The organism is Ruegeria sp. BHSC223 (assembly GCF_059613025.1).
Map to the genome: position 1 here is coordinate 72,416 of NZ_JBXWRR010000005.1, position 22,398 is coordinate 94,813.

22 protein-coding genes are annotated in these 22,398 nt (G+C 64.3%); 11 read left to right on the forward strand and 11 right to left on the reverse strand.

Annotation, left to right across the window (positions count from 1 at the left end):
* Nucleotides 1–32: 32 nt before the first annotated feature.
* Nucleotides 33–1,637 (reverse strand): GMC family oxidoreductase, encoded by a 1,605-nt coding sequence (locus tag AC2FNY_RS10675; protein ID WP_496802426.1) that lies wholly within the window; start codon nt 1,635–1,637, stop codon nt 33–35.
* A gap of 289 nt (nt 1,638–1,926) precedes the next feature.
* On the opposite strand from AC2FNY_RS10675, the gene AC2FNY_RS10680 reads away from it, so the two are divergent.
* Together AC2FNY_RS10680 and AC2FNY_RS10685 are read left to right on the forward strand one after the other, a co-directional pair.
* Nucleotides 1,927–2,385: an NUDIX hydrolase gene (locus AC2FNY_RS10680; protein ID WP_234139393.1), complete on the forward strand. Its 459-nt coding sequence runs from the start codon at nt 1,927–1,929 to the stop codon at nt 2,383–2,385.
* Nucleotides 2,386–2,477: 92 nt separating this feature from the next.
* Nucleotides 2,478–3,956 (forward strand): inorganic phosphate transporter, encoded by a 1,479-nt coding sequence (locus tag AC2FNY_RS10685; RefSeq protein WP_234139392.1) that lies wholly within the window; start codon nt 2,478–2,480, stop codon nt 3,954–3,956.
* Between the two features lie 85 nt (nt 3,957–4,041).
* Here the strand turns inward: AC2FNY_RS10685 and AC2FNY_RS10690 are convergent, their stop codons facing one another.
* The 6 genes from AC2FNY_RS10690 to AC2FNY_RS10715 all read right to left on the reverse strand — a co-directional run bounded on the left by AC2FNY_RS10690 (nt 4,042) and on the right by AC2FNY_RS10715 (nt 9,706).
* Nucleotides 4,042–5,037 (reverse strand): 2-dehydropantoate 2-reductase, encoded by a 996-nt coding sequence (locus tag AC2FNY_RS10690; protein ID WP_496802427.1) that lies wholly within the window; start codon nt 5,035–5,037, stop codon nt 4,042–4,044.
* A 57-nt stretch (nt 5,038–5,094) separates the two neighbouring features.
* The gene (locus AC2FNY_RS10695; protein ID WP_496802428.1) at nt 5,095–5,985 is read right to left on the reverse strand and encodes a GNAT family N-acetyltransferase; all 891 of its coding nucleotides are present in this window, start codon (nt 5,983–5,985) and stop codon (nt 5,095–5,097) included.
* Nucleotides 5,982–6,899, reverse strand: a complete 918-nt coding sequence (gene argC, locus AC2FNY_RS10700) for an N-acetyl-gamma-glutamyl-phosphate reductase (protein ID WP_496802429.1) — start codon at nt 6,897–6,899, stop codon at nt 5,982–5,984. The genes AC2FNY_RS10695 and argC overlap by 4 nt, the downstream gene beginning before the upstream one ends.
* Nucleotides 6,900–7,016: 117 nt before the next feature.
* Nucleotides 7,017–7,943: an ornithine carbamoyltransferase gene (gene argF / locus AC2FNY_RS10705; protein WP_496802430.1), complete on the reverse strand. Its 927-nt coding sequence runs from the start codon at nt 7,941–7,943 to the stop codon at nt 7,017–7,019.
* An 88-nt stretch (nt 7,944–8,031) separates the two neighbouring features.
* A complete protein-coding gene (locus AC2FNY_RS10710; protein ID WP_496802431.1) occupies nt 8,032–9,207 on the reverse strand; it encodes an aspartate aminotransferase family protein in 1,176 nt (391 codons plus the stop codon).
* A gap of 241 nt (nt 9,208–9,448) precedes the next feature.
* The gene (locus AC2FNY_RS10715) at nt 9,449–9,706 is read right to left on the reverse strand and encodes a zinc ribbon domain-containing protein (RefSeq protein WP_496802432.1); all 258 of its coding nucleotides are present in this window, start codon (nt 9,704–9,706) and stop codon (nt 9,449–9,451) included.
* Between the two features lie 88 nt (nt 9,707–9,794).
* On the opposite strand from AC2FNY_RS10715, the gene AC2FNY_RS10720 reads away from it, so the two are divergent.
* The 3 genes from AC2FNY_RS10720 to AC2FNY_RS10730 all read left to right on the forward strand — a co-directional run bounded on the left by AC2FNY_RS10720 (nt 9,795) and on the right by AC2FNY_RS10730 (nt 12,522).
* A complete protein-coding gene (locus AC2FNY_RS10720) occupies nt 9,795–10,160 on the forward strand; it encodes a MerR family transcriptional regulator (protein WP_234167148.1) in 366 nt (121 codons plus the stop codon).
* Nucleotides 10,161–10,210: 50 nt separating this feature from the next.
* A complete protein-coding gene (locus tag AC2FNY_RS10725) occupies nt 10,211–11,095 on the forward strand; it encodes a DMT family transporter (RefSeq protein WP_234139385.1) in 885 nt (294 codons plus the stop codon).
* Between the two features lie 194 nt (nt 11,096–11,289).
* Nucleotides 11,290–12,522 carry an MFS transporter gene (locus AC2FNY_RS10730; RefSeq protein WP_234216504.1) on the forward strand — a complete coding sequence of 411 codons (1,233 nt, stop codon included), beginning with the start codon at nt 11,290–11,292 and terminating at the stop codon, nt 12,520–12,522.
* A 60-nt stretch (nt 12,523–12,582) separates the two neighbouring features.
* On the opposite strand, the gene AC2FNY_RS10735 is transcribed toward AC2FNY_RS10730, so the two are convergent.
* Entirely contained in the window at nt 12,583–13,374 is a 792-nt protein-coding gene (locus AC2FNY_RS10735; protein WP_496802433.1) for an ABC transporter permease, read from the reverse strand.
* 150 nt (nt 13,375–13,524) lie between these two features.
* On the opposite strand from AC2FNY_RS10735, the gene AC2FNY_RS10740 reads away from it, so the two are divergent.
* Complete coding sequence (locus AC2FNY_RS10740) at nt 13,525–14,109, forward strand: GcrA family cell cycle regulator (RefSeq protein ID WP_496802434.1); 585 nt, start codon at nt 13,525–13,527, stop codon at nt 14,107–14,109.
* A gap of 76 nt (nt 14,110–14,185) precedes the next feature.
* Here AC2FNY_RS10740 and AC2FNY_RS10745 read toward each other — a convergent pair whose 3' ends face one another.
* Nucleotides 14,186–14,710 carry a YHS domain-containing (seleno)protein gene (locus tag AC2FNY_RS10745; protein WP_496802435.1) on the reverse strand — a complete coding sequence of 175 codons (525 nt, stop codon included), beginning with the start codon at nt 14,708–14,710 and terminating at the stop codon, nt 14,186–14,188.
* Nucleotides 14,711–14,932: 222 nt separating this feature from the next.
* Between AC2FNY_RS10745 and yghU the strand changes: the two genes are divergently transcribed.
* Nucleotides 14,933–15,811, forward strand: a complete 879-nt coding sequence (gene yghU, locus AC2FNY_RS10750; protein WP_496802436.1) for a glutathione-dependent disulfide-bond oxidoreductase — start codon at nt 14,933–14,935, stop codon at nt 15,809–15,811.
* A 65-nt stretch (nt 15,812–15,876) separates the two neighbouring features.
* Here yghU and AC2FNY_RS10755 read toward each other — a convergent pair whose 3' ends face one another.
* The gene (locus AC2FNY_RS10755) at nt 15,877–16,674 is read right to left on the reverse strand and encodes an SseB family protein (protein ID WP_234167153.1); all 798 of its coding nucleotides are present in this window, start codon (nt 16,672–16,674) and stop codon (nt 15,877–15,879) included.
* On the reverse strand, nt 16,643–17,269 hold the full coding sequence (locus tag AC2FNY_RS10760; protein ID WP_496802437.1) for a uracil-DNA glycosylase family protein: 627 nt from the start codon (nt 17,267–17,269) through the stop codon (nt 16,643–16,645). Before AC2FNY_RS10760 ends, AC2FNY_RS10755 begins: the two co-directional genes overlap by 32 nt.
* 262 nt (nt 17,270–17,531) lie before the next feature.
* Between AC2FNY_RS10760 and AC2FNY_RS10765 the strand changes: the two genes are divergently transcribed.
* The 4 genes from AC2FNY_RS10765 to AC2FNY_RS10780 are packed head-to-tail and all read left to right on the forward strand — an operon-like array spanning nt 17,532 to nt 22,239.
* Nucleotides 17,532–18,191: an ABC transporter ATP-binding protein gene (locus AC2FNY_RS10765; RefSeq protein ID WP_234139377.1), complete on the forward strand. Its 660-nt coding sequence runs from the start codon at nt 17,532–17,534 to the stop codon at nt 18,189–18,191.
* Nucleotides 18,169–19,884, forward strand: a complete 1,716-nt coding sequence (locus AC2FNY_RS10770) for a KpsE/RkpR family capsule polysaccharide export protein (protein WP_234163225.1) — start codon at nt 18,169–18,171, stop codon at nt 19,882–19,884. Before AC2FNY_RS10765 ends, AC2FNY_RS10770 begins: the two co-directional genes overlap by 23 nt.
* A 4-nt stretch (nt 19,885–19,888) precedes the next feature.
* The gene (gene kdsA, locus AC2FNY_RS10775; protein ID WP_234139375.1) at nt 19,889–20,722 is read left to right on the forward strand and encodes a 3-deoxy-8-phosphooctulonate synthase; all 834 of its coding nucleotides are present in this window, start codon (nt 19,889–19,891) and stop codon (nt 20,720–20,722) included.
* Nucleotides 20,723–20,742: 20 nt separating this feature from the next.
* Nucleotides 20,743–22,239: a phosphomannomutase/phosphoglucomutase gene (locus AC2FNY_RS10780; protein WP_496802438.1), complete on the forward strand. Its 1,497-nt coding sequence runs from the start codon at nt 20,743–20,745 to the stop codon at nt 22,237–22,239.
* The last annotated feature ends 159 nt before the right edge of the window (nt 22,240–22,398 follow it).

Below are 22,398 nucleotides of genomic sequence, written 5' to 3' on the forward strand. Positions count from 1 at the left end.
GAGATTTTTCGTCGAAAAATCTCGCGCCTGCCTCAGCGCGCGCGGATCATGTCGGCGGCTTTTTCGGCGATCATGATGACCGGGGAGGCGGTGTTGCCGCTGACGAGTTTGGGCATGATCGAGGCGTCGATCACCCGCAGGCCCGCGAGCCCGTGCACACGCAGGTCGGGAGCGACCACCGCCATCGGGTCGTTGCCCATCTTGCAGGTGCCCACCGGGTGAAAGATCGTGGTGGCGATGTTACCGGCCTCGCGCAGAAGGTCGGCATCGCTGGCGATCTGTGGGCCGGGCAGGAATTCCTCTGGAGCGTAGCGCGCGAGCGCCTTGGCCGTCATGATCCGGCGAGCCTGTTTGACGGCGGCGACCGCGACCTGCTGATCGCGCGGGGCGCTGAGGTAATTCAGCCGGATATGCGGCTGAGGGCCGGGTTCGGCGCTGGTGATGTGGCAATCGCCCACGCTTTCTGGTCGCAGGTTGCACACCGAAACCGTGATCGCCGGGAAGGCATGCAGCGGGTCACCCAGCCGGTCGGTGGAAAGCGGTTGCACGTGATACTCCAGGTCCGGCGTCTCCAGCGCGGGGTCGGATTTGGTGAACATGCCGAACTGGCTGGGCGCCATGCTGAGCGGGCCCGAGCGGGTCAGTGCATATTTCAGCGCGATGCCGATGCGACCGGTCAGCGAATTGGCCGTCTCGTTCAGGGTCGGCGTGTTCGAGACCTTGAACACGGTGCGGATCTGCAAGTGATCCTGCAGGTTCTCGCCCACGCCCGGCAAGTCATGCACCGGGGTGATGCCCAGCGCCGAAAGGCGGTCGGGCTGGCCGATCCCGGAAAGCTCCATCAGCTTGGGCGAGTTGATGGCGCCCGCGGACAGCAGCACCTCGGCCTGCGCCGTGACCCTGTGCTCTGCCCCTTTGTGGCGGAAGACAACGCCGGTGACGCGCTTGCCGTCGAGGATCAGCCGCTGCGTCTCGGCCCGGGTCAGGACGCGCAGGTTGGGACGGTTCATTGCCGGGCGCAGGAATGCCTTGGTGGTGTTCCAGCGCACGCCGTTTCTCTGATTGACCTCGAAGAAACCCGAGCCCTCGTTGGTGCCGCTGTTGAAATCCTCGGTCGGCTCGTATCCGAACTCGCGCGCGCCCTGCTGAAAGGCGCGCAGGATCTCCCAACTCAGGCGCTGGGTGGTGACCTTCCACTCGCCCCCGGCGCCATGCAGGTCGCTCTCGCCCTTGTGGTGATCCTCGGAGCGGCGGAAATAGGGCAGCACGTCATCCCAGCCCCAGCCGGTATTTCCCATCTGCCGCCAGCCGTCATAGTCGGCGGCCTGCCCGCGCATGTAGATCATGCCGTTGATCGAGGTGCAGCCGCCGAGCACCTTGCCGCGCGGATAGACCAGGCTGCGGCCATTGAGGCCGGGTTCGGCGGCGGTCTTCATCATCCAGTCAACGCGCGGATTGCCGATGCAATAAAGGTAACCCACCGGGATATGGACCCAATGGTAATGGCCCTTTCCGCCCGCTTCGAGCAACAGCACCCGTATCTTTGGGTCGGCGCTGAGCCGATTGGCCAGCACGCAACCGGCGGTGCCTCCACCCACGATGATATAGTCGTAATTGCCTGTCAGGTTTTCGCTCATGTCTCTCCCCTGCCCGCCAGCTTGCCGATTGGCGGCAGCGATGCAATCAAGATATGCAATCGGCCCGAGTTCTCGTGGAGAGAGATCTTCCAGACCGGCTCCGCACGAGAGCAGTTTCATCCTGCGGGCGCCCGAATACATGGCCCGGATATGCCAAAATCTCGGGCTTTGGGCACTGAAACTCCATGTTTTCAAAGTTCTTTGTTGATTTTTCGCAGAAAACACACAAATATCGGTCAGATTTCCACAAGCGCCGAAAACTCGCAGAACAGGCGCCGAGGGTGAGCAGATGAAGTCACGAGTCCACACCGCCTGGACCGAGTTGGTCCGTCCCATGTTTCTCCGTCCGAAACGGACGCAAGTCGCGGCATTGTGCCTGCGCCCCACCATTGGCGGGCCCGAGGTCTTGCTGATCACCAGTCTGGATACCGGACGCTGGATCGTGCCCAAGGGCTGGCCTATCGAAGGGCTCAGCGGTCCCGAAACCGCGCTTCAGGAAGCCTGGGAAGAGGCTGGCGTGCGTCGTGCCCGGGTCGAGGACGAACCGATCGGGACCTTCGGTTATGGCAAGCGCCGCAAGAACGGCACCGTGGAACCGGTGGAAACCTATGTCTATCGGATGCTGGTAGACGAGCTCTCGGATATCTATCCCGAGGCCGGGCGCCGGCAACTGCGCTGGGTCGCGCCGTCAGAGGCCGCCAACATGGTGCAGGAACCGCAATTGCAGGACCTGCTGCGGCAATTGTAACAGCGTTACGACAAATTTATGATGCACCTGTTGCGCCAAGGGGCTGCGCGGTCTAAGCCGCGCGCGACCCGCATGGAGCCGAACAGGATATCATGAGCGACCGCAAGACCAAGCCCCAGTGGGGTCGGCTGGATGCCGACCTGAACCGGATCAGCCGGATCGAGACCGCGACCGCTTATGCCGCGCGCCCCCTGGTGGGGACCGGCATCGCACTGGCCTTTATCGTCCTGGCGGCTCTGGCCGCGATGGTTGCACTGGGTGGAACGCCGGGCGGGATCGTTGTGGTCGCCGCTGCGGCCTTCGGCGCCTATATGGCGATCAATATCGGCGCCAATGACGTGGCCAACAACATGGGCCCGGCGGTGGGCGCCAATGCCCTGTCCATGGGTGCGGCGATTGCCATCGCGGCGGTGGCGGAAAGCGCCGGCGCCCTGCTTGCGGGCGGCGATGTGGTCTCGACCATCTCCAAGGGGATCATCGACCCGCAATCCGTCGCCGATACCCAGGTCTTCATCTGGGCGATGATGGCGGCGCTGATCTCGTCAGCGCTGTGGGTCAACCTGGCCACCTGGGTGGGGGCTCCGGTCTCGACCACCCATTCTGTCGTGGGTGGCGTGATGGGCGCGGGCATCGCCGCCGCGGGCCTGTCGGCGGTGGACTGGTCGACCATGAGCGCCATCGTGGCCAGCTGGGTGATCTCTCCGGTTCTGGGCGGGGTGATCGCGGCGCTGTTTCTGGCCCTGATCAAGCACCGCATCCAGTATCAGCCCGACAAGATTGCCGCTGCGCGCCGCTGGGTGCCGATTCTTGTGGCGGTGATGGCGGGCACATTTGCCACGTATCTGTCGGTCAAGGGCATCAAGAAGATCGTCAAGATCGATTTGCAGACCGCCCTGATGATCGGGCTGGCAACCGCCCTGCTGGTCTGGGCGGTGACGATCCCCTGGATCAAGCGCAAGTCGGAAGGCATGGAAAACCGCACCAAGTCCATCAAGGCGCTGTTCGGCCTGCCGCTGGTGTTGTCGGCGGGGCTGTTGAGCTTTGCCCATGGCGCCAATGACGTGGCCAATGCTGTGGGTCCGCTGGCGGCCATCGTGCATGTCAGCCAGGCGGGCAGTTTTGCCGCCAAGGTGGCCATTCCCTTCTGGGTCATGGTGATCGGTGCCTTTGGCATCTCGTTCGGCCTGTTCCTGTTCGGGCCCAAGCTGATCCGCATGGTGGGAAGCCAGATCACCAAGCTGAACCCGATGCGGGCCTACTGCGTGGCTCTGTCGGCGGCGATCACGGTGATCGTGGCCAGTTGGCTGGGCCTGCCGGTCAGTTCGACCCATATCGCCGTTGGCGGGGTGTTCGGCGTCGGATTCTACCGCGAATGGCATTCCGAGCGCCGGTTGCGTCAGAACCGCAACAACCGGCCCCCGGCCAAGCGCCTGCCACTGGAAGAGCGGCGCCGGCGCAAGCTGGTGCGGCGGTCGCATTTCATGACCATCGTGGCGGCCTGGGTGATCACGGTCCCGGCGGCAGCGCTGATGTCGGGCGTGATCTTTGCGATCCTGAACAGCTTTGTCTGACCCTTTGCGTACGCGGTGAGGACAGGATTGCGAGGCTCTGCCTCGCGCTCCGAGGTATTTTTCAACAGAAGAACAGGCGGGCGCGTCAGTCCGGTGGGGCGATCTGAGCAACACTCAGACGGGGTGCGGTCGTGCCGCTGGCCGTCGCGGAGTCTATCAGGGCGGCGACGCGGGAACAGATCGGGGTGGCAACGCCATGGGCGCGGCCCAGCCGGATGATCTCTCCCTGAAGGCTGGCAATTTCGGTCGCGCGACCGGCATCCAGATCATAGGCCATCGAGCTACGGGCGCTGGGGTCGACCGTCAGCATCCGGGCGGCGATGCGAGCAAACAGAGCGTCGGGCAATCGCAGGATATGCGGAGAGACCCAAGCCGGCAGCGGCATGGTCGCCGCAACCGGAATGCCCGCGGCGCGCAAAACGCCCAGCGCCTCGGCCATCTGATCGGCCATCAACCGGCGCCAGCCGCGATCCGAGAGTTGTTCGACCAGGGTTAGCCCGGACAGCGCATTAAGCGCGTTGTTGAGGTTGATCACCAGCTTGCCCCATTGCACCGCCTCGATCCGCAGACTCTCGCTGACCGGCAGGCCGGGTACCGAGAGTGCCGCGCCAAGCCCGCCCGGCCCCGCCGCGATCACGATATCGCCGGAGGACGCCCGGTGCCATGTCGCCTCGCCCATCGGGACCACGTTGAAGGGGACCATGCCGGCGCGAATGTCGCGCCCGGGCAGACGGGTGCGCAGCAGGCGGGCGTTTTCCAATCCGTTCTGCCAGGACAGGACCGGGGCGGAAACCGGGGCATGGGTGGCGATGGCGCAGGCCATGTCGGCGGTGGCCGGGGTCTTGACCGTGACGATCACCAGTTCCGCCTGCGCAAGGCAGGCGGGATCTGTGGCCAGCGTCAGCCGGTCGGCGCCCAGGTGCAGGTCGAGCCCGCCATAATCAGTCAGACGCAGGCCATGCGCTGCGATCCGCGCCAGCAAAGGCGCGCGACCCAGCAGGGTAACGTCATGCCCGCCGAGCGCCAGCAAGCCGCCGCAAAAACAGCCGATACTGCCTGCCCCCGCTATCACGATGCGCATCACGTCTCTCTCCCTGTCCCCGCCATATTGCGAGGGCGGCGGCGATGACGCAACGGCTCAGGCGGCAGGCCAGCCCAGGATCAGATTGTCGGAGGGCCAGAGCGGACCCTTGTCCTTACGTTCGGCCAGTATCGCGCCGCCTTGCGCGTGGTAGAAGGTCAGCGCCGCCGCATTTTCCCGCACCACGGCGAGGATCAGACGCGGCGCTCCCGACTGGGTCGCTTGCGCCCGGGCGATCCCCAGCAGGCGCGCGCCCAACCCGCTGCGCCGGGCAGAGGCGGCGACATAAAGATGGTCGATCTCGGCGCACTCCTCGAACCCCGCGACTCCGCTTGGAGACAGGGCTGTCAGGCCCACCGTTTCATTCCCGCGCAGGGCGATCACTGCACCCCCCTTATTGGCCAGCCGGTCACGCCAATAGGCGGTGCGGCGGGCCTTGTTCAGGGCCAGCCGCACCTCAGGCGGGGCGATGCGGGCATAGGTTTCCTGCCAGACCTGGAAATGGAGGGAGGCCAGCGCCTCGGCATCTTGCGGCCCGGCCCGGCGCAGGGTGATACCGCCCTCGCAAACGCTGTGCCCCTCGGCAATCCAGGCGGCCTCGGCCCGGGCCACCTGCCCGGCGCGCACCAGCAGGTAATCGCGGTCATGGGTCGAGGTGACAAAGACCCCGAGGCCGGACCGCGACACCGGTTCCACCGCCGCCAGCACCACGCCGGGCTGGTCGAGCGCCGCCAGGGTCTCGACCCGGACCGCCTGCCAGCCGCGCGCGGTAATCTCGCCCTCGGGCACCCGGTCCGACAGGCAAAGGATCGAGGTCTCGTCGGGCGCCTGGGTGACGCTGACCAGGCCAGGGCCGGTATGCCAGCGGGGGAGCGGTGCACCGGCGGGGCGGCGGGTGATGGCATATTCGCCCTCTAGCCTTGTCAGCAGCAGGTCCGGCGGGCTCACAGACCCAGCCCTTCGTCCAGGCCAAGCATGATGTTGAGGTTCTGCACTGCGGCGCCCGAGGCCCCCTTGCCCAGATTGTCAAGCAGCGCGATCAGCACGGCCCCACCGGTGTCGGGATTGCCATGCACCGACAACTCCATCCGGTTGCTGCCATTCAGGCGGCGCGGGTCGATGCGGGGGCCATAGTGCTCGGGCGAGACCACCGAGACAAAGCGGCTGCCCGCATAGTGATCGGCCAGCGCCGCCTTGATCGCGGCGCCCTGCCCCGGTTCGAGAAAGGGCAGCGGTATCTGCACGATCATCCCCTGTTCATAGGGGCCGACCGAGGGCACGAAGACCGGCCGCCGGGACAGGCCCACATGCGCGATGATCTCGGGCAGGTGCTTGTGCTGCTGGTCGGTGGCATAGACGAAGGGACCATCGGTCTGGCCGCTTTCGAACTCTGCTATCATCGCCTTGCCGCCACCGGAATAGCCGCTGATGGCGTTGATGCTGAGTGCCGCATCGGCGGCGATCAGCCCGCGCTGGACCAGCGGATACAAAAGCGCGATGGCGCCCGTGGAGTAACAGCCGGGGTTCGAGACTAACCGACCGCTGGCGATCCGGGCGCGCAGTGCATCGTCCAGTTCAGGAAAGCCGAAAGCCCAGTCGGGGTGCACCCGATGCGCGGTGCTGGCGTCGATCACCCGGGTGCCGGTGCCCGCAAGCGCCGCCACGATCTCGACCGCCGCCGCGTCGGGCAGGCAGAGGATGCCGACATCGGCCTTACCAAAGGCGGCGAGCCGCGCGCGGGTATTCTTGCGGTCGGCTTCGCCCAGCGTGATCAGCCGGATATCGTCGCGCCCCTCCAGCCGGGCGCGGATTTGCAGGCCGGTGGTGCCGACCTCGCCATCGATGAAAACCTTGTATGTCATGGTCGTGTTTCCCTGTGTCCAAGGCGGAAAGCGGGCATGCCGACACCGGCCCGCCAGGGCGGGGTCCGGTCTGCCTTTCCGGTGGTGTATCCGTTCAGTGCCCGGCCGGCAGGCCGATCAGGCGCCCAGGCACCAGCGCATGATTGCTTTTTGCGCGTGCAGCCGGTTCTCGGCCTCATCGAAGATGACCGAGTTCGGGCCGTCCATCACCTCGGAGGTGGCCTCCTCCTCGCGGTGGGCGGGCAGGCAGTGCATGAACAGCGCGTCGGGCTTGGCATGGCGCATCAGCTCGGCATTGACCTGATAGGGGCGCAACAGGTTGTGACGGCGTTCCTTGGCCGATTGCGCGTCATGCATCGACACCCAGGTATCGGCGACCACCAGGTCGGCCCCCTCGACCGCCTTGAAGGGATCACGCTCGATCACAACCTTGGAGCCCTTCTGGCGGGCATAGCCCATATACTCGTCCTCGGGGTCGAACTGGGCCGGGCCGGTGAAGGTCAGGTCAAAGCCGAATTGCCCGGCAGCATGCAGGAAAGACGAGCAGACATTGTTGCCATCCCCGGTCCAGACCACCTTCTTGCCCGCGATCGGGCCGCGATGCTCTTCGAATGTCAGCACATCGGCCATGATCTGGCAGGGATGACTGCGGTCGGTCAGCCCGTTGATCACCGGCACGTCGGCATATTCGGCCATCTCGGTCAGCACGGTTTCGTCGAAGGTCCGGATCATGATCATGTCCACGTAACGCGACAGCACGCGGGCGGTGTCGGCGATGGTCTCGCCATGGCCAAGCTGCATGTCGTTGCCCGACAGCACCATGGTCTGACCACCCATCTGCCGTACGCCCACGTCAAAGGACACGCGCGTCCTGGTCGAGGGTTTTTCGAAGATCAGCGCCACCATCCGGTCCTTGAGCGGCTGCTCGTCATCGGGCGCGGCCTTGGGCCGGCCAAGGCGGGCCTGTTTCATGGCGCCGGCCTGGTCGATCATGGACCGCAGGTCGGCAGCCTCGGTCTTGTGGATATCGAGAAAGTGATTCATGTCTTTAGGCTTTCTTCTGGCCGGGGCGGGGGCGCTGCCCCCGTCGCCTGACGGCGACTCCCCCGGAGTATTTTCAGCGAAATGAAGTTCAGGCGGCTTCGACCTGGCTGGCGGCAGCATCGAGGCGGGTAAAGGCCTCGGCGATGTCGTCCTCGGTCAGGGTGAGCGGTGGCAGCAGGCGGATCACATTATCGGCGGCGGGGACGGTGATGACCAGGTTGTCATAACCCGCCTTGACCACGTCGAGATTGGAGGCCTTGCATTTCAGCCCCAGCATCAGGCCGGACCCGCGCACCTCTTCGAACACCTCCGGGTGGGCGGCGACCAGCCCTTCGAGCCGCTGGCGCAGCAATGCGGCCTTGCGGTTGACCTCGGCCAGAAAGGCCGGATCGGCCACGTGATCCATCACCGCGCAGCCCACGGCGCAGCCCAGCGGATTGCCACCATAGGTGGAGCCATGGGTGCCTGCGGTCATACCGCTTGCGGCCTCTTCGGTGGCCAGCACCGCGCCCAGAGGGAAGCCGCCGCCGATGCCCTTGGCCACCATCATGATGTCAGGCGTGATGCCCGCCCATTCATGGGCAAAGAGCCGTCCGGTCCGGCCCACGCCGCATTGCACCTCGTCCAGGATCAGGAGGAGGCCGTGGTCGTCACAGATCTGGCGCAGCGCCTTCAGCTCGGCATCGGGGACCGGGCGGATACCGCCCTCGCCCTGCACCGGCTCGATCAGGATTGCAGCGGTCTTGTCGGTGATTGCGTTGGTCACGCCATCCAGATCGCCAAAGGTCAGATGCACAAAGCCGGGCAGAAGCGGGCCGAAGCCCTTGACCATCTTTTCCGACCCCGCGGCGGCGATACCTGCGGACGAACGGCCATGAAACGAGCCGTCGAAGGTAAGGATCTCGACCCGCTCGGGCTGGCCCTTGTCGTAGAAATACTTGCGCGCCATCTTGACCGCCAGTTCGCAGGCCTCGGTCCCCGAATTGGTGAAGAACACCGTATCGGCAAATGTGTGCTCGACCAGCTTGTCGGCCAGCGCCTGCTGTTGCGGGATCTGGTAGAGGTTCGACACGTGCCACAGGTTCTGCGCCTGATCGGTCAATGCCTTGACCAGCGCGGGATGGGCATGGCCCAGCGCGTTCACCGCGATGCCCGAGCCAAGATCAAGGAAGCGTCGGCCATCCGCCTCGGTCAGCCAGGCGCCTTCGCCCTTCACGAAGTGAAGCGGAGCGCGGTTATAGGTCGGCAGGACGGACGGAATCATGGGATCATCCTTGTCTGAGGGTTGTCCCCGATGCAGGGCATAGCGGGGCGGTCAGGTCAATGTCTGGAAGCAGAGCGCGTGCAGCAAATTGAGGCACACAGGGATCAAACGACCGCTCAGGCGGTTGCGCGTCGGCGTCGGAGAGACGGGATATGAGCGTGTTTGATCATGTCGCGTTCCATAACGGAGGATTCGCGCAAAGAAAACCCCTTTTGGAGGGGGAAATGCAACAAAATGGAAGTCAGGCCGCTCGCCAGCGGTCCAGCCGCTTCATGCCGCGGGTAAAGGCCCAGGCAAGGATACGCGGCATGCCCTGCCCCACCAGCGCCTCGACACAATGGGCCTGAAACTCCTCATAGGTGGCGTCGGGGTGCCGAAAGGCGCCGTTTTCATAGCAGAGCGAACACCATTTGGTGCTGCGCGAGCCGTCCGCCTCGCTGCCGCCACCCGCCGGATCCTTGCTCAGCGGCATGCCGCAGCTTTGACAGGTCTGTCCCATGATCTTCGCCCTTGAATCGGTTGTTCGGCCATCATAGGATCAAAACCATGGAGTTAAGTCAACGGTTTTGATTTGAGAAGGACCAGTCATGCGGATCGGAGAATTGGCGCGACGCAGCGGGCTGAGCCGTGACACGCTGCGGTTTTACGAGAAACAGGGGCTGATCGAGTCCCGGCCAGGGGCCGAGGCGACCAACAGCTATCGCGACTATCCCGAAGAGGCGCTGATCACCCTTGACCAGATCGCCGACGCCCAGGCGGCCGGGATGAGCATTGCCGATCTGGCCATGCTGATGGGCCAGTTGCAGGCCGCCGATCCTGACGGGTTCGATGGCGAGGCGTTTCTGGACGCGCGCATTGCCGAGGTCGAAGCGCGCGTCACGCGCGCCGAACGGTTTCTGGACAGTCTGCGACAGGCGCGCGCGGCGCTGGCGGCGACTCCGGTTCTGCGCTGAACGAAGTGTTGCCTCTTGCCATTCGCGCAGGACTCGGTCACCGCTGGCGCATGTTCGAGGCGAAACCGCAAAACCCCGCGCTGGCCGCAACGCTGATCTTTGCCGCCACCGCGTTTATCGCGGGCGCCACGCTTTTGGCCAAGGCGCTGGGCACCGGCGCGCTGGGGCCGGCGCTGCCCGCGTTTCAGGTCAGCCACGGGCGATTTCTATTTGCCTTCGCCGTGATCCTGTCGATCGTGACCACGACCAGGCCCCGGTTGGGGCGCCCCCATTGGGGGCTGCACCTGGGCCGCACAAGCTTTGGCTGGGCGGGTGTGACCCTGATGTTCGCGGCTGTCGCCCATATCCCCATGGCTGACGCGACGGCGATCGCTTTCCTGAATCCGGTCTTCGCCATGTTGCTGGCGATCCCGCTGCTGGGCGAGCGGGTCGGTCCTTGGCGCTGGGGTGCGGCGGTCGTTGCCCTCCTGGGCGCGCTCATACTGCTGCGGCCAGCGACTGGCAGCTTCCAGCCCGCCGCCCTGTTGGCACTGGGCGCCGCGGTAGTGATGGGCATGGAGCTTATCTTTATCAAGAAGCTTTCGGGCCGCGAGCGTCCGATCCAGATCCTGCTAGTCAACAACGCGATGGGGCTGGTCATCGCCAGCGTCGCGGTCTGGCCGGTCTGGCAAACACCCTTGCCCGCGCAATGGGCGGCGCTGGCAGGGATCGGTCTGCTGATGGCCTGTGCGCAGATCTGTTTCGTCAACGGGATGGCCCGGGCCGATGCCTCGTTTGTCGCGCCTTTCAGCTATGCCACCCTCGTTTTTGCCACACTCTACGATCTGGCCGCATTTCAGGTCTGGCCCGACGCGGTGAGCCTTACCGGCGCTGCCATCATCCTCGCCGGAGCCCTGACCCTGGCCTGGCGCGAAGGTCGCGCTCGCAAGACCTGATCCGCCTTTCATTTCGCCAGAAATACTCCGGGGGAGGCGCCCTTCGGGTGCCGGGGGCAGAGCCCCCTGTCATCGTGACACCTTCGCGATAATCTGTCGAACTTGCCTCGAGGCGACGGATGCGTCGCAAATCGCCAAGACCCGCCCTGCTTTCCCACCGATCCTGAGCCTACGCACTTTCCGGATGATCCGCTATGCATGAACGCCGAATTCCTGAATGGGTCCGCCATTCCCCCGCCCCTTCGGTACGGGATTTTGGCTTGCTCGCCGGGCTCGAGGCGGTGGTTCGCGGCATTCTGATCTCGGTCTTTCCGCTGATCATGTACCGGGCGCTGGGCGACGCCGAACGCGTGTCGATGGCCTATTTCCTGATCGGTTTCCTCTCGCTGGGCGCGGGACTGATGGTGCCCAGCCTGATCCGATATGTCCCACGACGTTGGGCCTATTCGGGAGGGGCGCTGTTGTTCGTGGCCGGGGCGATGCTGGCGGTGCAGGGAACGCCCCTGACAACGATCGCCGCGTTGGCCTGCAACACCGTCGCCGCGGTGGTTTGCTTCATCTGTTTCAACGCCTATGTGCTCGATTACATCGAGCGGGTGGAGCTGGGCAGGTGCGAAACCAGCCGGATGTTCTACAGCGCGCTCGGCTGGACCGCCGGGCCGATGGCTGGGGTGTTGTTGATGGAGGTCTGGCCGCCAGCACCTTTCGTGATCAGCGGCGTCGCCGCGTTAGCGATGCTGGCGCTCTTCTGGGCGCTCAGGCTTGGCAATGGCAAGATGATCGCCCGCGCCCGCCGCCCGGCACGCAATCCGCTGGCCTTTCTGCCTCGCTTCTTTGCCCAGCCCCGGCTGGTCGCGGGCTATCTCTTTGCGATGATCCGATCCTGTGGCTGGTGGGTCTATGTGGTCTATCTGCCGATCTTCGCGATCGAGGCCGGGCTTGGAGACCAGCTGGGCGGCATCCTTCTGTCTGTCACCAACGGTATGCTGTTCGCGGCACCGCTGATCCTGAGATGGGTGCAGGCGCGCTCATTGAAAAGCGCGGTGCGGATCGGCTTCGCCGGGGCCGGGTTCTGTTTTGCGACCGCGGGTCTCCTGTCGGGCTGGGCGCCGGTCGCCGCCGGATTGCTGATGCTGGGATCGTTCTGGCTGATCGTGCTCGATATCTGCGCTGGCCTGCCCTTCCTGATGGCGGTGAAACCATCAGAACGAACCGAGATGTCTGCGATCTATTCCAGTTACCGCGACGTGTCGGGTATCCTGACACCGGGCGTGGCCTGGCTTGTGCTGCTGGCCGCGCCGGTGGCGGGCATCTTCGTTGCCGGCGGTGCGGGCCTGTTTGGCGCTTTCACCATCGCCGCCCGGATGCACCCGCGCCTGGGTCGCCCCCGGGTTCGCTTCGAAGCCGGCTCGCTCGCCGATGCCTGAAGCGGGCGCCGTTTTCCGGCACGGAAAACGGGCCGGAATTCTTGCAGAATTCCGGCTGCCTCATGCCTTCAGCCGATACCCCCGATTGAGCAGGACCCAGGCCAGCAGACAGACCGCCAACGTGGCCCCCAGACAAACCGCAAGGCCCAACGCGGGCGAACTATCCGAGACACCGATCATCGCAAACCGCAGCCCATCGATCAGGTAGAAGACCGGATTGGCGTGGGTCAGCCCCCCCAGAAGCGGCGGCAAAGCCTCGACCGAATAGAAAGTGCCCGACAGAAACGCCAAGGGCGTCACGATGAAATTGGTGATTGCGGCCATCTGGTCGAACTTGTTGGCATAGATCCCCGCCACCAGCCCGAGCGCGCCCATGAACCCGGCCCCCAGCACCACAAATCCCAGCACCAGCAACGGGTGCACCGGCACGATCCCAAGCACCAGCACCAGCGCCACCCCGATCGCAAGCGCCACCAGCAACCCACGCACCACGGCGCCCGCCAGATAACCCAGGAGCAACTCCAGCGCCGACAGCGGCGGCATCAGCGTATCCACGATATTGCCCTGCACCTTGGAGATCACCACCGAGGAGGAGGTATTCGCAAACGCGTTCTGGATCACCGTCATCATCAGGATCCCCGGCGCCAGAAAGGTCAGGAACGGCACCCCCATCACCGCGCCTCGGCCAGCGCCCACTGCCAGCGAGAAGATCATCATGAACAGACCCGCCGTCACCAGCGGCGCCAGCAGGGTCTGGGTCCAGACCACCAGAAACCGCATCACCTCGCGCGCGGCAAGCGTATAAAGCCCCAGCCAGTTCACCTGTCCGAACCGCCGCACACCCAGTTCCATCGCCTTCTCTCCCCCTTGCCGCCGCCCTGGCCTTTTCCCGATTCGAAATGCCTTGTAACCCGGCCCGCAGTGACTAGAATAGGGCGCTGAGACAATTTCCGAAGGCGGCCGCAGCTCTGGGGCCGCTTTCCCGCTTTTGAGAGGCAAACCATGTCCTGGACCGACGAGCGCGTCGAACTGCTCAAGAAAATGTGGGGCGAGGGCCAGTCGGCCAGCCAGATCGCCAAGGAACTGGGCGGCGTCACCCGCAACGCGGTCATTGGCAAGGTGCACCGTCTAGGCCTGTCCAACCGCAGCTCGGGCGCAGCGCCGGCTTCGACCAAGGCCGAGACCAAGGAAAAGCCCGCCGCCCCGCGGGCCGAGGCCAAGCCCAAGCCTGCACCGCGTCCCGAGCCAGCTCGCGCCACTCCGGCCCCCGCGCCGCAGCCGGTCGAGGCCAAGCCGATTCCCGCGCGCAAGCAGATCATTCCGGCCGGCCAGCCGCTGCCGCCGCAACCCTCGGCCAACGAGATCAGCCCCGAGGCGCTGGCCAAGGTCAACGAGGTCGAGAAGAAGGCCAAGAAACTGAGCCTGATGGAACTGACCGAGCGGACATGCAAATGGCCTGTGGGCGACCCCGCAACCGAGGATTTCTGGTTCTGCGGCCTGCCCGTGCAGCAGGGCAAACCCTATTGCGAGGCCCATGTGGGCGTGGCCTTCCAGCCGATGAGTTCGCGCCGCGACCGTCGCCGCTGACACAGGCCCGCGCAGAAAATGTCCGGGACAGATGTCCCGGACCGTTACTCAATACCCAATAACTGAGTCGCCCAGGTCAGTTCTTTACCGGTGCCGCCGAGGTGAAATCCGGGATGACATTGGTCGAGGCCGCCTTGGTCTCGATCCCCGGCCAATTGCCCTGGGCCTTGTTGATGTTGCCGGGAATGTCCTCTTCCCAGAAGCCCACCACATTCCTTGTAATGTTCAGATAGAGCTTGTCATCGACGATCCGCCACAAGTTCGGGTTGCCCGGAACCTTGCCGCCCTTGGACACACCATAGGCGCAATGGCCGTCATATTGCGGCGCGTAATAGGCCGGGTTGGCCAGAAACCTGTCGCGGTTCTCGGCGCTGGCAAAGGCCCAGGTCGAACCGTTCCACTCGGCGGTGATGTCGGCCCGGCCCTTGATCGCCTCGGGCTGGGTCTGCCCCACCGGCACCTGAGCAAGGCCGCGATAGGCGACGACATCATACCCCGAGACCGCGTAACCGGTGCCATCCAGATATTGCGGCCCGGCCAGCACGGGTGCGGCAAGCGCGGTCATCGCGGCGGTGGCAAGGGCAAAAACGATACGTTTCATGAACAGGATCCTCCGTTTTGTGTTGACCGGAGATTATCCTTGTGCCCCGTCCTTGGCAGCGGGCCTCGCGCGGCTGTGACCCAAGATCGGCAATTTGTGAGCGGTACCGGACTATTGTTTCAGTTGCATTCCCCGCCCGGACATTGGACTTTGCCCTTCCGGCCCCTAGCTCTCCCAGAACGGGTGCCGCCGCCCGTTGATGTAACATTCGAGACGAAAGCCATGACCGAACAGACACCCTATACCCCGCCCCGCGTCTGGACCTGGGACAAGGAAAACGGCGGCCAGTTCGCCAATATCAACCGTCCCATTGCGGGTGCCACCCATGACAAGGACCTGCCGGTGGGCAAGCACCCGTTCCAGCTCTATTCGCTGGGCACGCCCAATGGGGTCAAGGTGACGGTAATGTTCGAGGAACTGCTGGCCGCAGGCCACGCAGACGCCGAATACGATGCCTGGCTGATCAATATCAGTCAGGGTGATCAGTTCGGATCGGGCTTTGTCGATGTGAACCCCAACTCCAAGATCCCTGCCCTGCTCGACCGCTCCGGCCCGGAACCGGTCCGGGTGTTCGAAAGCGCCTCGATCCTGTTCCATCTCGCCGAGAAATTCGGCGCCTTCCTGCCCGCATCGGGCCCGGCCCGGACCGAGGTGATGAACTGGCTGTTCTGGCAGATGGGCAGCGCGCCCTATCTGGGCGGCGGGTTTGGCCATTTCTACGCCTATGCGCCCGAGAAGTTCGAATACCCGATCAACCGCTTCGCGATGGAGGTCAAGCGCCAGCTGGACGTGCTGGACCGCGAACTGGCGCATCGCCCCTTTATCGCGGGTGACGATTATTCCATCGCCGATATGGCGATCTGGCCGTGGTATGGGCAGCTGGTTCTGGGCCGAGCCTATGACGCCGCCGAATTCCTGGATGCCGAAAGCTATACCCATGTGATGCGCTGGGCGCGCGAGCTGGATGCCCGCCCCGGCGTCAGCCGTGGTCGTATGGTCAACCGTGTCTCGGGCGAGCCGAAATTCCAGCTGCGCGAACGCCATGACGCCAGCGATTTCGAAACCCGCACCCAGGACAAGCTGGAGCCGAGCGGCGGATAAGCCCGAGGCACATCATGTCGAAGCGGGGCCATTTCGGCCCCGTGCTCTTTGCGTTTGAATTGAACCTATTTCAAACGGGGCGGCGCATCCGGGTCCATGCCCGGCGCCGCAGGACCGCGCGGCGGCTCGGGCGGCTCGGGCAGATCGAAGCGCAGCCCCACCCGCGACAGGGTGGCGGCCATCGGGTCGGCAGCAGAGAAAAAGCCCACATCCATCGCCCCGGCCTCGATCCCCGAAAAGGTCAGCGCCTCGGACGCGGCCTTGGCCAGCGCGGGTTCGGCCCCCTCACGCGCATCGACAAAACCCAGAAGATGCCCGCGCCCGCCATCCTGATAGACGACACCGGCCAGATAGGCGCCCTGCGCCAGACCGGCAGCGGTGACCAGCTTGGCATCGAGCGCCGAGAGCAGCACCTCGGGCAGGCCGCCCGGCGCGGTCACCTCGGTGATGCGCGCCTCGATCTGGTCGGGACCATGGCCCAAAGTCTCGGCCAGCCAGCCCAGCGCCTCGGCCGGGACCAGCATGGCCGAGGGCGCCACATCCAGGTTAAGCCCCAACCCGACCCCCTGCCCCGCCAGCATCGCCGCCAGCACCCGGCCGGACAAAGCTGCATAGGGGGCGGGACGGCCGGTAAAGGCGGCCAGCCGCTCCTCGCGGTCGAAGGCCAGCACAAAGCGGCCATCGGCCAGGTCGAAGAGTTCGGGCGACAGGTTCTCGCCGCGCGCCTCTTCGGTCAGAAGCAGGAACAGCTCGGCATCGCCCAACCGCTCGAAAAAGCGCAGGCGGGCCGCATCATCGCCGGTATCGGCCTCCATCGCGGCATGGGCGCGGTCAAGCGGGGTTTGTGCTCCGGTCTGGTTCATTCAGCACCTCTTTGACCCGTGCACGCAGAACCGGCAGCAACTCGGCCTCGAACCACGGGTTTTTCCTGAGCCATGCCGTATTGCGCCAGGACGGATGAGGCAAGGCAAAGACGCGCGGCGCATGGTCCCGCCAGGCGGCCACCGTCTGGGTCACCGGGCTGCGCGCGCCCAGGTGATATTTGAGCGCATGTCCGCCCACCAGAACGCTCAGCGGCATCTCGCCCAGTTCACCCATCACCTGATTGTGCCAGGTCTTTCCACAAACCGGCGGTGGCGGCAGATCGGCGCCCTGACTGTTGTAGCCCGGGAAACAAAACGCCATTGGCACCACGGCCACCCGGGACTGGTCGTAAAAGGTCTCCTCGCTGATCCCCAGCCAGTCGCGCAACCGGTCGCCCGAGGGATCGGTGAAGGGCCGACCCGAGGCATGAACCCGCGCGCCCGGCGCCTGCCCCGCGATCAGCAGCCGCGCACCGGGCCGGAACCAGACCACCGGACGCGGTTCATGCGCGGTATGCGTTGCCGCAAAGCGGTCGGCACACAGGAGGCAGGCTCTGATCCTCTCGATCAGGGGCCGGTCGGCGGGGTCGGTCATCGGCGTGGCTCCGGTAATGTCGCCGCCCCAGGATAACCCGACTCCATGGCCTGGGCAGCCCTGCATGATGTCAACCTGTCGTGATCGGGAACCGCATGGCACACGCATCCGCGAGGCGATTGAGTTTTTGTTTCACATTTGGACATAATGTAGCCAAATTCCCCCTGTAGGCCGGTAGACAACTTCCGCCCGGACGGGGGATTAACAGGTGTGGCCTGACCGCCATGCAAAACATCTCATATTGGGCCGCAGCAGACAGCAGATGCTAGAGTTCGAAAACGTCAGCAAGTCCTTCTGGACAGGAACACAGCGCAAGGTGATCCTGGACCGTGTCTCGTTCCGGGTGGAACTGGGCAAGTCGATGGGCATCCTGGCTCCCAACGGAACTGGCAAATCGACGTTGATCAACATGATGGCGGGTCTGGAAAAACCCGATGAAGGCGTGATCCGTCGAGGTTGCAACATCTCGTTTCCGCTGGGTTTCATGGGCGGCGTCGTAGGTCGCCTCTCGGCGATGGAGAATTCGCGATATATCGCCAGGCTTTACGGGATGGACCCCGACTATATCGAGGCCTATTGCCGGTGGCTCTGTGGTCTTGACGAGTATTTCGACCAACCGTTGGGCACCTATTCTTCGGGCATGCGGGCGCGGTTCTCGTTTGCCTTGATGCTGGCGTTGGATTTCGACATGTATCTGATCGACGAGGGCATGCCCGCCTCGACGGATGTCGAGTTCAACAAGAAGGCGGGCGCCATCCTGGAAGAGCGCCTACGCACAACAACGATCGTCATGGTGTCGCACCAACCCGCGACGCTGGAAAAATTCGCCCGGCAGGCGGCTGTTCTGATGGATGGCCAGTTGCATGTATTCGACTCCTTGGAAGAAGCGAAACAGCTCTATGACTACCAAACCCAAGGCTAAGAAATTCCGTATCCGCCGGACCGGCGCCCCCTTGGGTGGCGAAGGGGCGTCTGCAGCCCCCGCCCGGCCACAGCCAGCGGCCAATGTCTCGCCCCTGCGTCCGCAACCCGACCCGACACACTCGAAAACGCCACAGCCCGGCAACACGCCGGTACGTCCGCAACGCCCCGCACAGGGCGCAGCGCCCACAACCTCCAAGGCGTTGGAGGGGCAGGTTTCTTCAGCTACCGAAACCACCGCTGAGAGCGAGATCGACGCCATCAAACGCGAGGGCCTGACTGGACGGCAGCTGCGCATGGCCCGGCGGCTGGCCCAGAAACACAACCTGCCCGTCACCTCGGACTACGAGGCGGTGCGCCAATTGCGTGCACGTGGGATCGACCCGCTGGAACGTGGCAACATGCTGGACCTTGTGGTGCAGCGCGGCAAGGACGTTCCTCCCCATCCTGACGCGGACAACGCTGAGCAGGAGGTCCCGAAGATTCAGCTTCCGCAAACGGTTCAGCCGCGCCAGATGCTGCCCTCGACAGAATTGAGCCCGACCCAGCGGCGGGAGATGGAGATCGGCCGTATCCAGCAGGACATCATGCGCCGACGCCGGCGCAAGATGTTGCAGCTGCTGACCCGGCTAGCCTTCTTCGTCTTTCTGCCGACACTGATTGCAGGCTACTACTTCTACGCGGTCGCCACACCTATGTATGCCAGCAAATCTGAATTCGTGATCCTTCAGGCAGACGGCTCGCTAGGCGGGGTCGGCGGCTTCTTTGCCGGAACGCAATTCGCCACCAGCCAGGATTCGATCTCGGTTCAGTCCTTTCTGGAGTCAAAAGAGGCGATGCTGCTTTTGGATCGCGACCAGAACTTCAAGGCGCATTTTCAGCAAGCAGAGATCGACCCGATCCAGCGACTCGCGCCCGATGCCTCCAACGAAGAGGCCTACAAGGTCTATTCCCGGATCGTGACCATCGGCTATGACCCGACCGAGGGCGTGATCCGGATGGAGGTCGCGGCCCCCGACCCACAGGTCGCCACCGATTTCTCGAAAAGCCTGTTGTCCTACGCGGAAAGCCGGGTGAACAACCTGTCCGGTCAGAAACGCGAAGACCAGATGCGCGAGGCTCGCAAGAGCTTCGAGGATGCGCAGAGCGAGCGACGTAAGGCGCAGGAGGCCCTTGTAGAATTGCAACAGCAAGGCGCGCTGCTTGACCCGGAAAGCGTGATTGCCAGCCTGCGCGGTCGTATCGACCAGGTCGAAGTGCAGTTGCAGGAGAAGGAGCTGCAATTGGCCGCCCTGCTCGACAACGCGCGCCCAAGCAAGGCCAAGGTGGATGGCGCCCGCGCCGATATCGCGCGCTTGAACGATGTATTGGACGATCTGAATGCCCGGATGCTGGACACGTCCAGTGGAGAAAACTCGCTGGCCCGTCTGAGCGTTCGCATCCAGATGGCCCAGGCCGATCTGGCCAGCCGAGACATGATGCTTCAGGGCGCCTTGCAACAGATGGAAACCACCCGGATGGAGGCCAACCGCCAGGTGCGCTATCTGACCGTTTCGGTCAACCCGGTGCCCAGCGACGAGCCGAGCTATCCGCGCAGCTTCGAAAATACGATTTTGGCATTCCTGCTGTTTGCTGGTATTTACCTGATGATCTCGCTCACCGCGTCGATCCTCAGAGAACAGGTATCCTCGTAAGCCCATGAAACATGTCCGAATCGCCGACCTCACGGTCGGCAACGACCTCCCGCTCACCATCATCGCGGGCCCCTGCCAGCTGGAAAGCGCCGATCACGCCCAGATGATCGCCGGCACGCTGAAAGAGGCCTGCGCTGCCGCTGGCGCGCAATATGTGTTCAAGGCCAGTTATGACAAGGCCAACCGCACCTCGCTGGGTGGCAAGCGCGGCATGGGTATCGATGCCGGGCTCAAGGTGCTGGACGATATCCGCCGCACCATGGGCGTGCCGGTGCTGACCGATGTGCATAGCGAGGCGCAATGCGCCATCGCCGCCGAGGCGGTCGATGTGCTGCAGATTCCGGCCTTTCTGTGCCGCCAGACCGATATGCTCCTGGCCGCCGGAAACACCGGCGCGGTGATCAACGTCAAGAAAGGCCAGTTCCTGGCCCCTTGGGAAATGGGCAATATCATCGACAAGATCGCCAGCACCGGCAACGAGAATATCCTGCTGACCGAGCGCGGCGTCTCTTTTGGTTATAATACGCTGGTGGCCGACATGCGCTCGCTCCCGATCATGGCTCAGACAGGCTATCCGGTGGTAATGGACGCCACCCACTCGGTGCAGCAACCGGGGGGGCGCGGTGGCTCGTCTGGTGGTCAGCGCGAATTTGCGCCCGTCATGGCCCGCGCAGCGGTGGCGGTAGGTGCTGCGGCGGTGTTTATGGAGACCCACCAAGATCCCGACAACGCCCCCTGTGACGGCCCCAACATGATCTTTCTGGACCAGATGGCCAGCCTTATCGACGTATTGATGCGCCTTGATACGCTTGCTAAAGCCAACCCAATCCGCGTCTAATAATATATAGAGAATATGACATGACCAAACCACTGTCCGAGGTCACTCCGAACAGCTGGAGTTTTTTGCGTGACGCGATGATCCGGCCCACCGGCTTCCGCGAATACGACGCGCGCTGGAAATATCCCGAGGAAATCAACCTGCCCGGCATGACCGCGCTGGGCCTGGGTCTGGGCACCCAGATGCACCGCCGGGGCATCGCGCCGGTGATCGCGGTCGGCAACGACTATCGAGACTATTCGCTGGCGATCAAGAACGCGCTGATCCTGGGCCTGATGCAGGCGGGGATTCAGGTCAAGGATATCGGCCCCGCCCTATCGCCGATGGCCTATTTCGCCCAGTTCCACCTGGATGTGCCCGCCGTGGCCATGGTGACGGCCAGCCACAACCCCAATGGCTGGACCGGGGTCAAGATGGGCTTTGACCGGCCGCTGACCCATGGCCCCGACGAGATGGCCGAGCTGCGCGACATCGTTCTGAACGGCGAAGGCGTCGCGCAACCGGGCGGGTCTTACGAATTCGTCGATGGCGTCAAAGAGGCCTATATCGACGACCTGGTCGGCGATTTCCGCATGTCGCGCCCGCTCAAGGTGGTTTGCGCCACTGGCAATGGCACCGCCTCGGCCTTTGCGCCCGAGATCTTTGCCCGCATGGGGGTCGAGATCGTGCCGAGCCACAATGAGCTCGACTACACCTTCCCCCACTACAACCCCAACCCCGAAGCCATGGAAATGCTGCATGACATGGCCGACACGGTCAAAGCCAGCGGCGCCGATTTCGCGCTGGGCTTTGACGGCGACGGCGACCGCTGCGGCGTGGTCGATGACGAGGGCGAGGAGATTTTTGCCGACAAGGTGGGCGTGATCATGGCGCGCGACCTGTCCAAGCTTTATCCGGGTTCGACCTTTGTGGCCGATGTGAAATCCACCGGCCTGTTTGCCGCCGACCCCGAGTTGCGCAAACATGGCGCCAAGGCCGATTACTGGAAAACCGGCCACAGCCACATGAAACGCCGGGTCAAGGAAATCGGCGCGCTGGCGGGGTTCGAGAAATCGGGCCACTACTTTCTGGCCGAACCGATCGGGCGCGGCTATGACTGCGGCATGCGGGTGGCGGTCGAAATCTGCAAGCTGATGGATCGCAACCCCGAGATGTCGATGTCGGACCTGCGCAAGGCGCTGCCGCGCACCTGGTCGACGCCCACCATGTCGCCCTATGCCGCCGATACCGAGAAATACGCGATCCTGGAACGGCTGGTGGAGAAACTGGTGGCCAAACATGCCGCAGGCGACAGCTTTGCCGGGCGCGCCATCAAGGAGGTGGTCACGGTGAACGGTGCGCGTGTCATCCTGGACAACGGCTCCTGGGGGCTGGTGCGCGCCTCGTCGAACACGCCCAACCTGGTGGTGGTCTGTGAAAGCAGCGAAAGCGAAGCCGAGATGCGCGCCATCTTTGCCGAGATCGACGCGGTGATCCGCACCGAGCCGGCTGTGGGCGATTACGACCAGACCATCTGACCCAGGCGGGGGGCGCTCCCGCCCCCTCGCGCCTCTCTGACGAGAGGCCCGAGGCGTTGGGCCGGGCCGCGCCCATGGCGCGGCGGTCTTTTGCGAGGCGCTGCCTCGCGCTCCGGAGTATTTGGAGCGGAATGAAGGAGCAGGAGCCTCTTCTTTCCT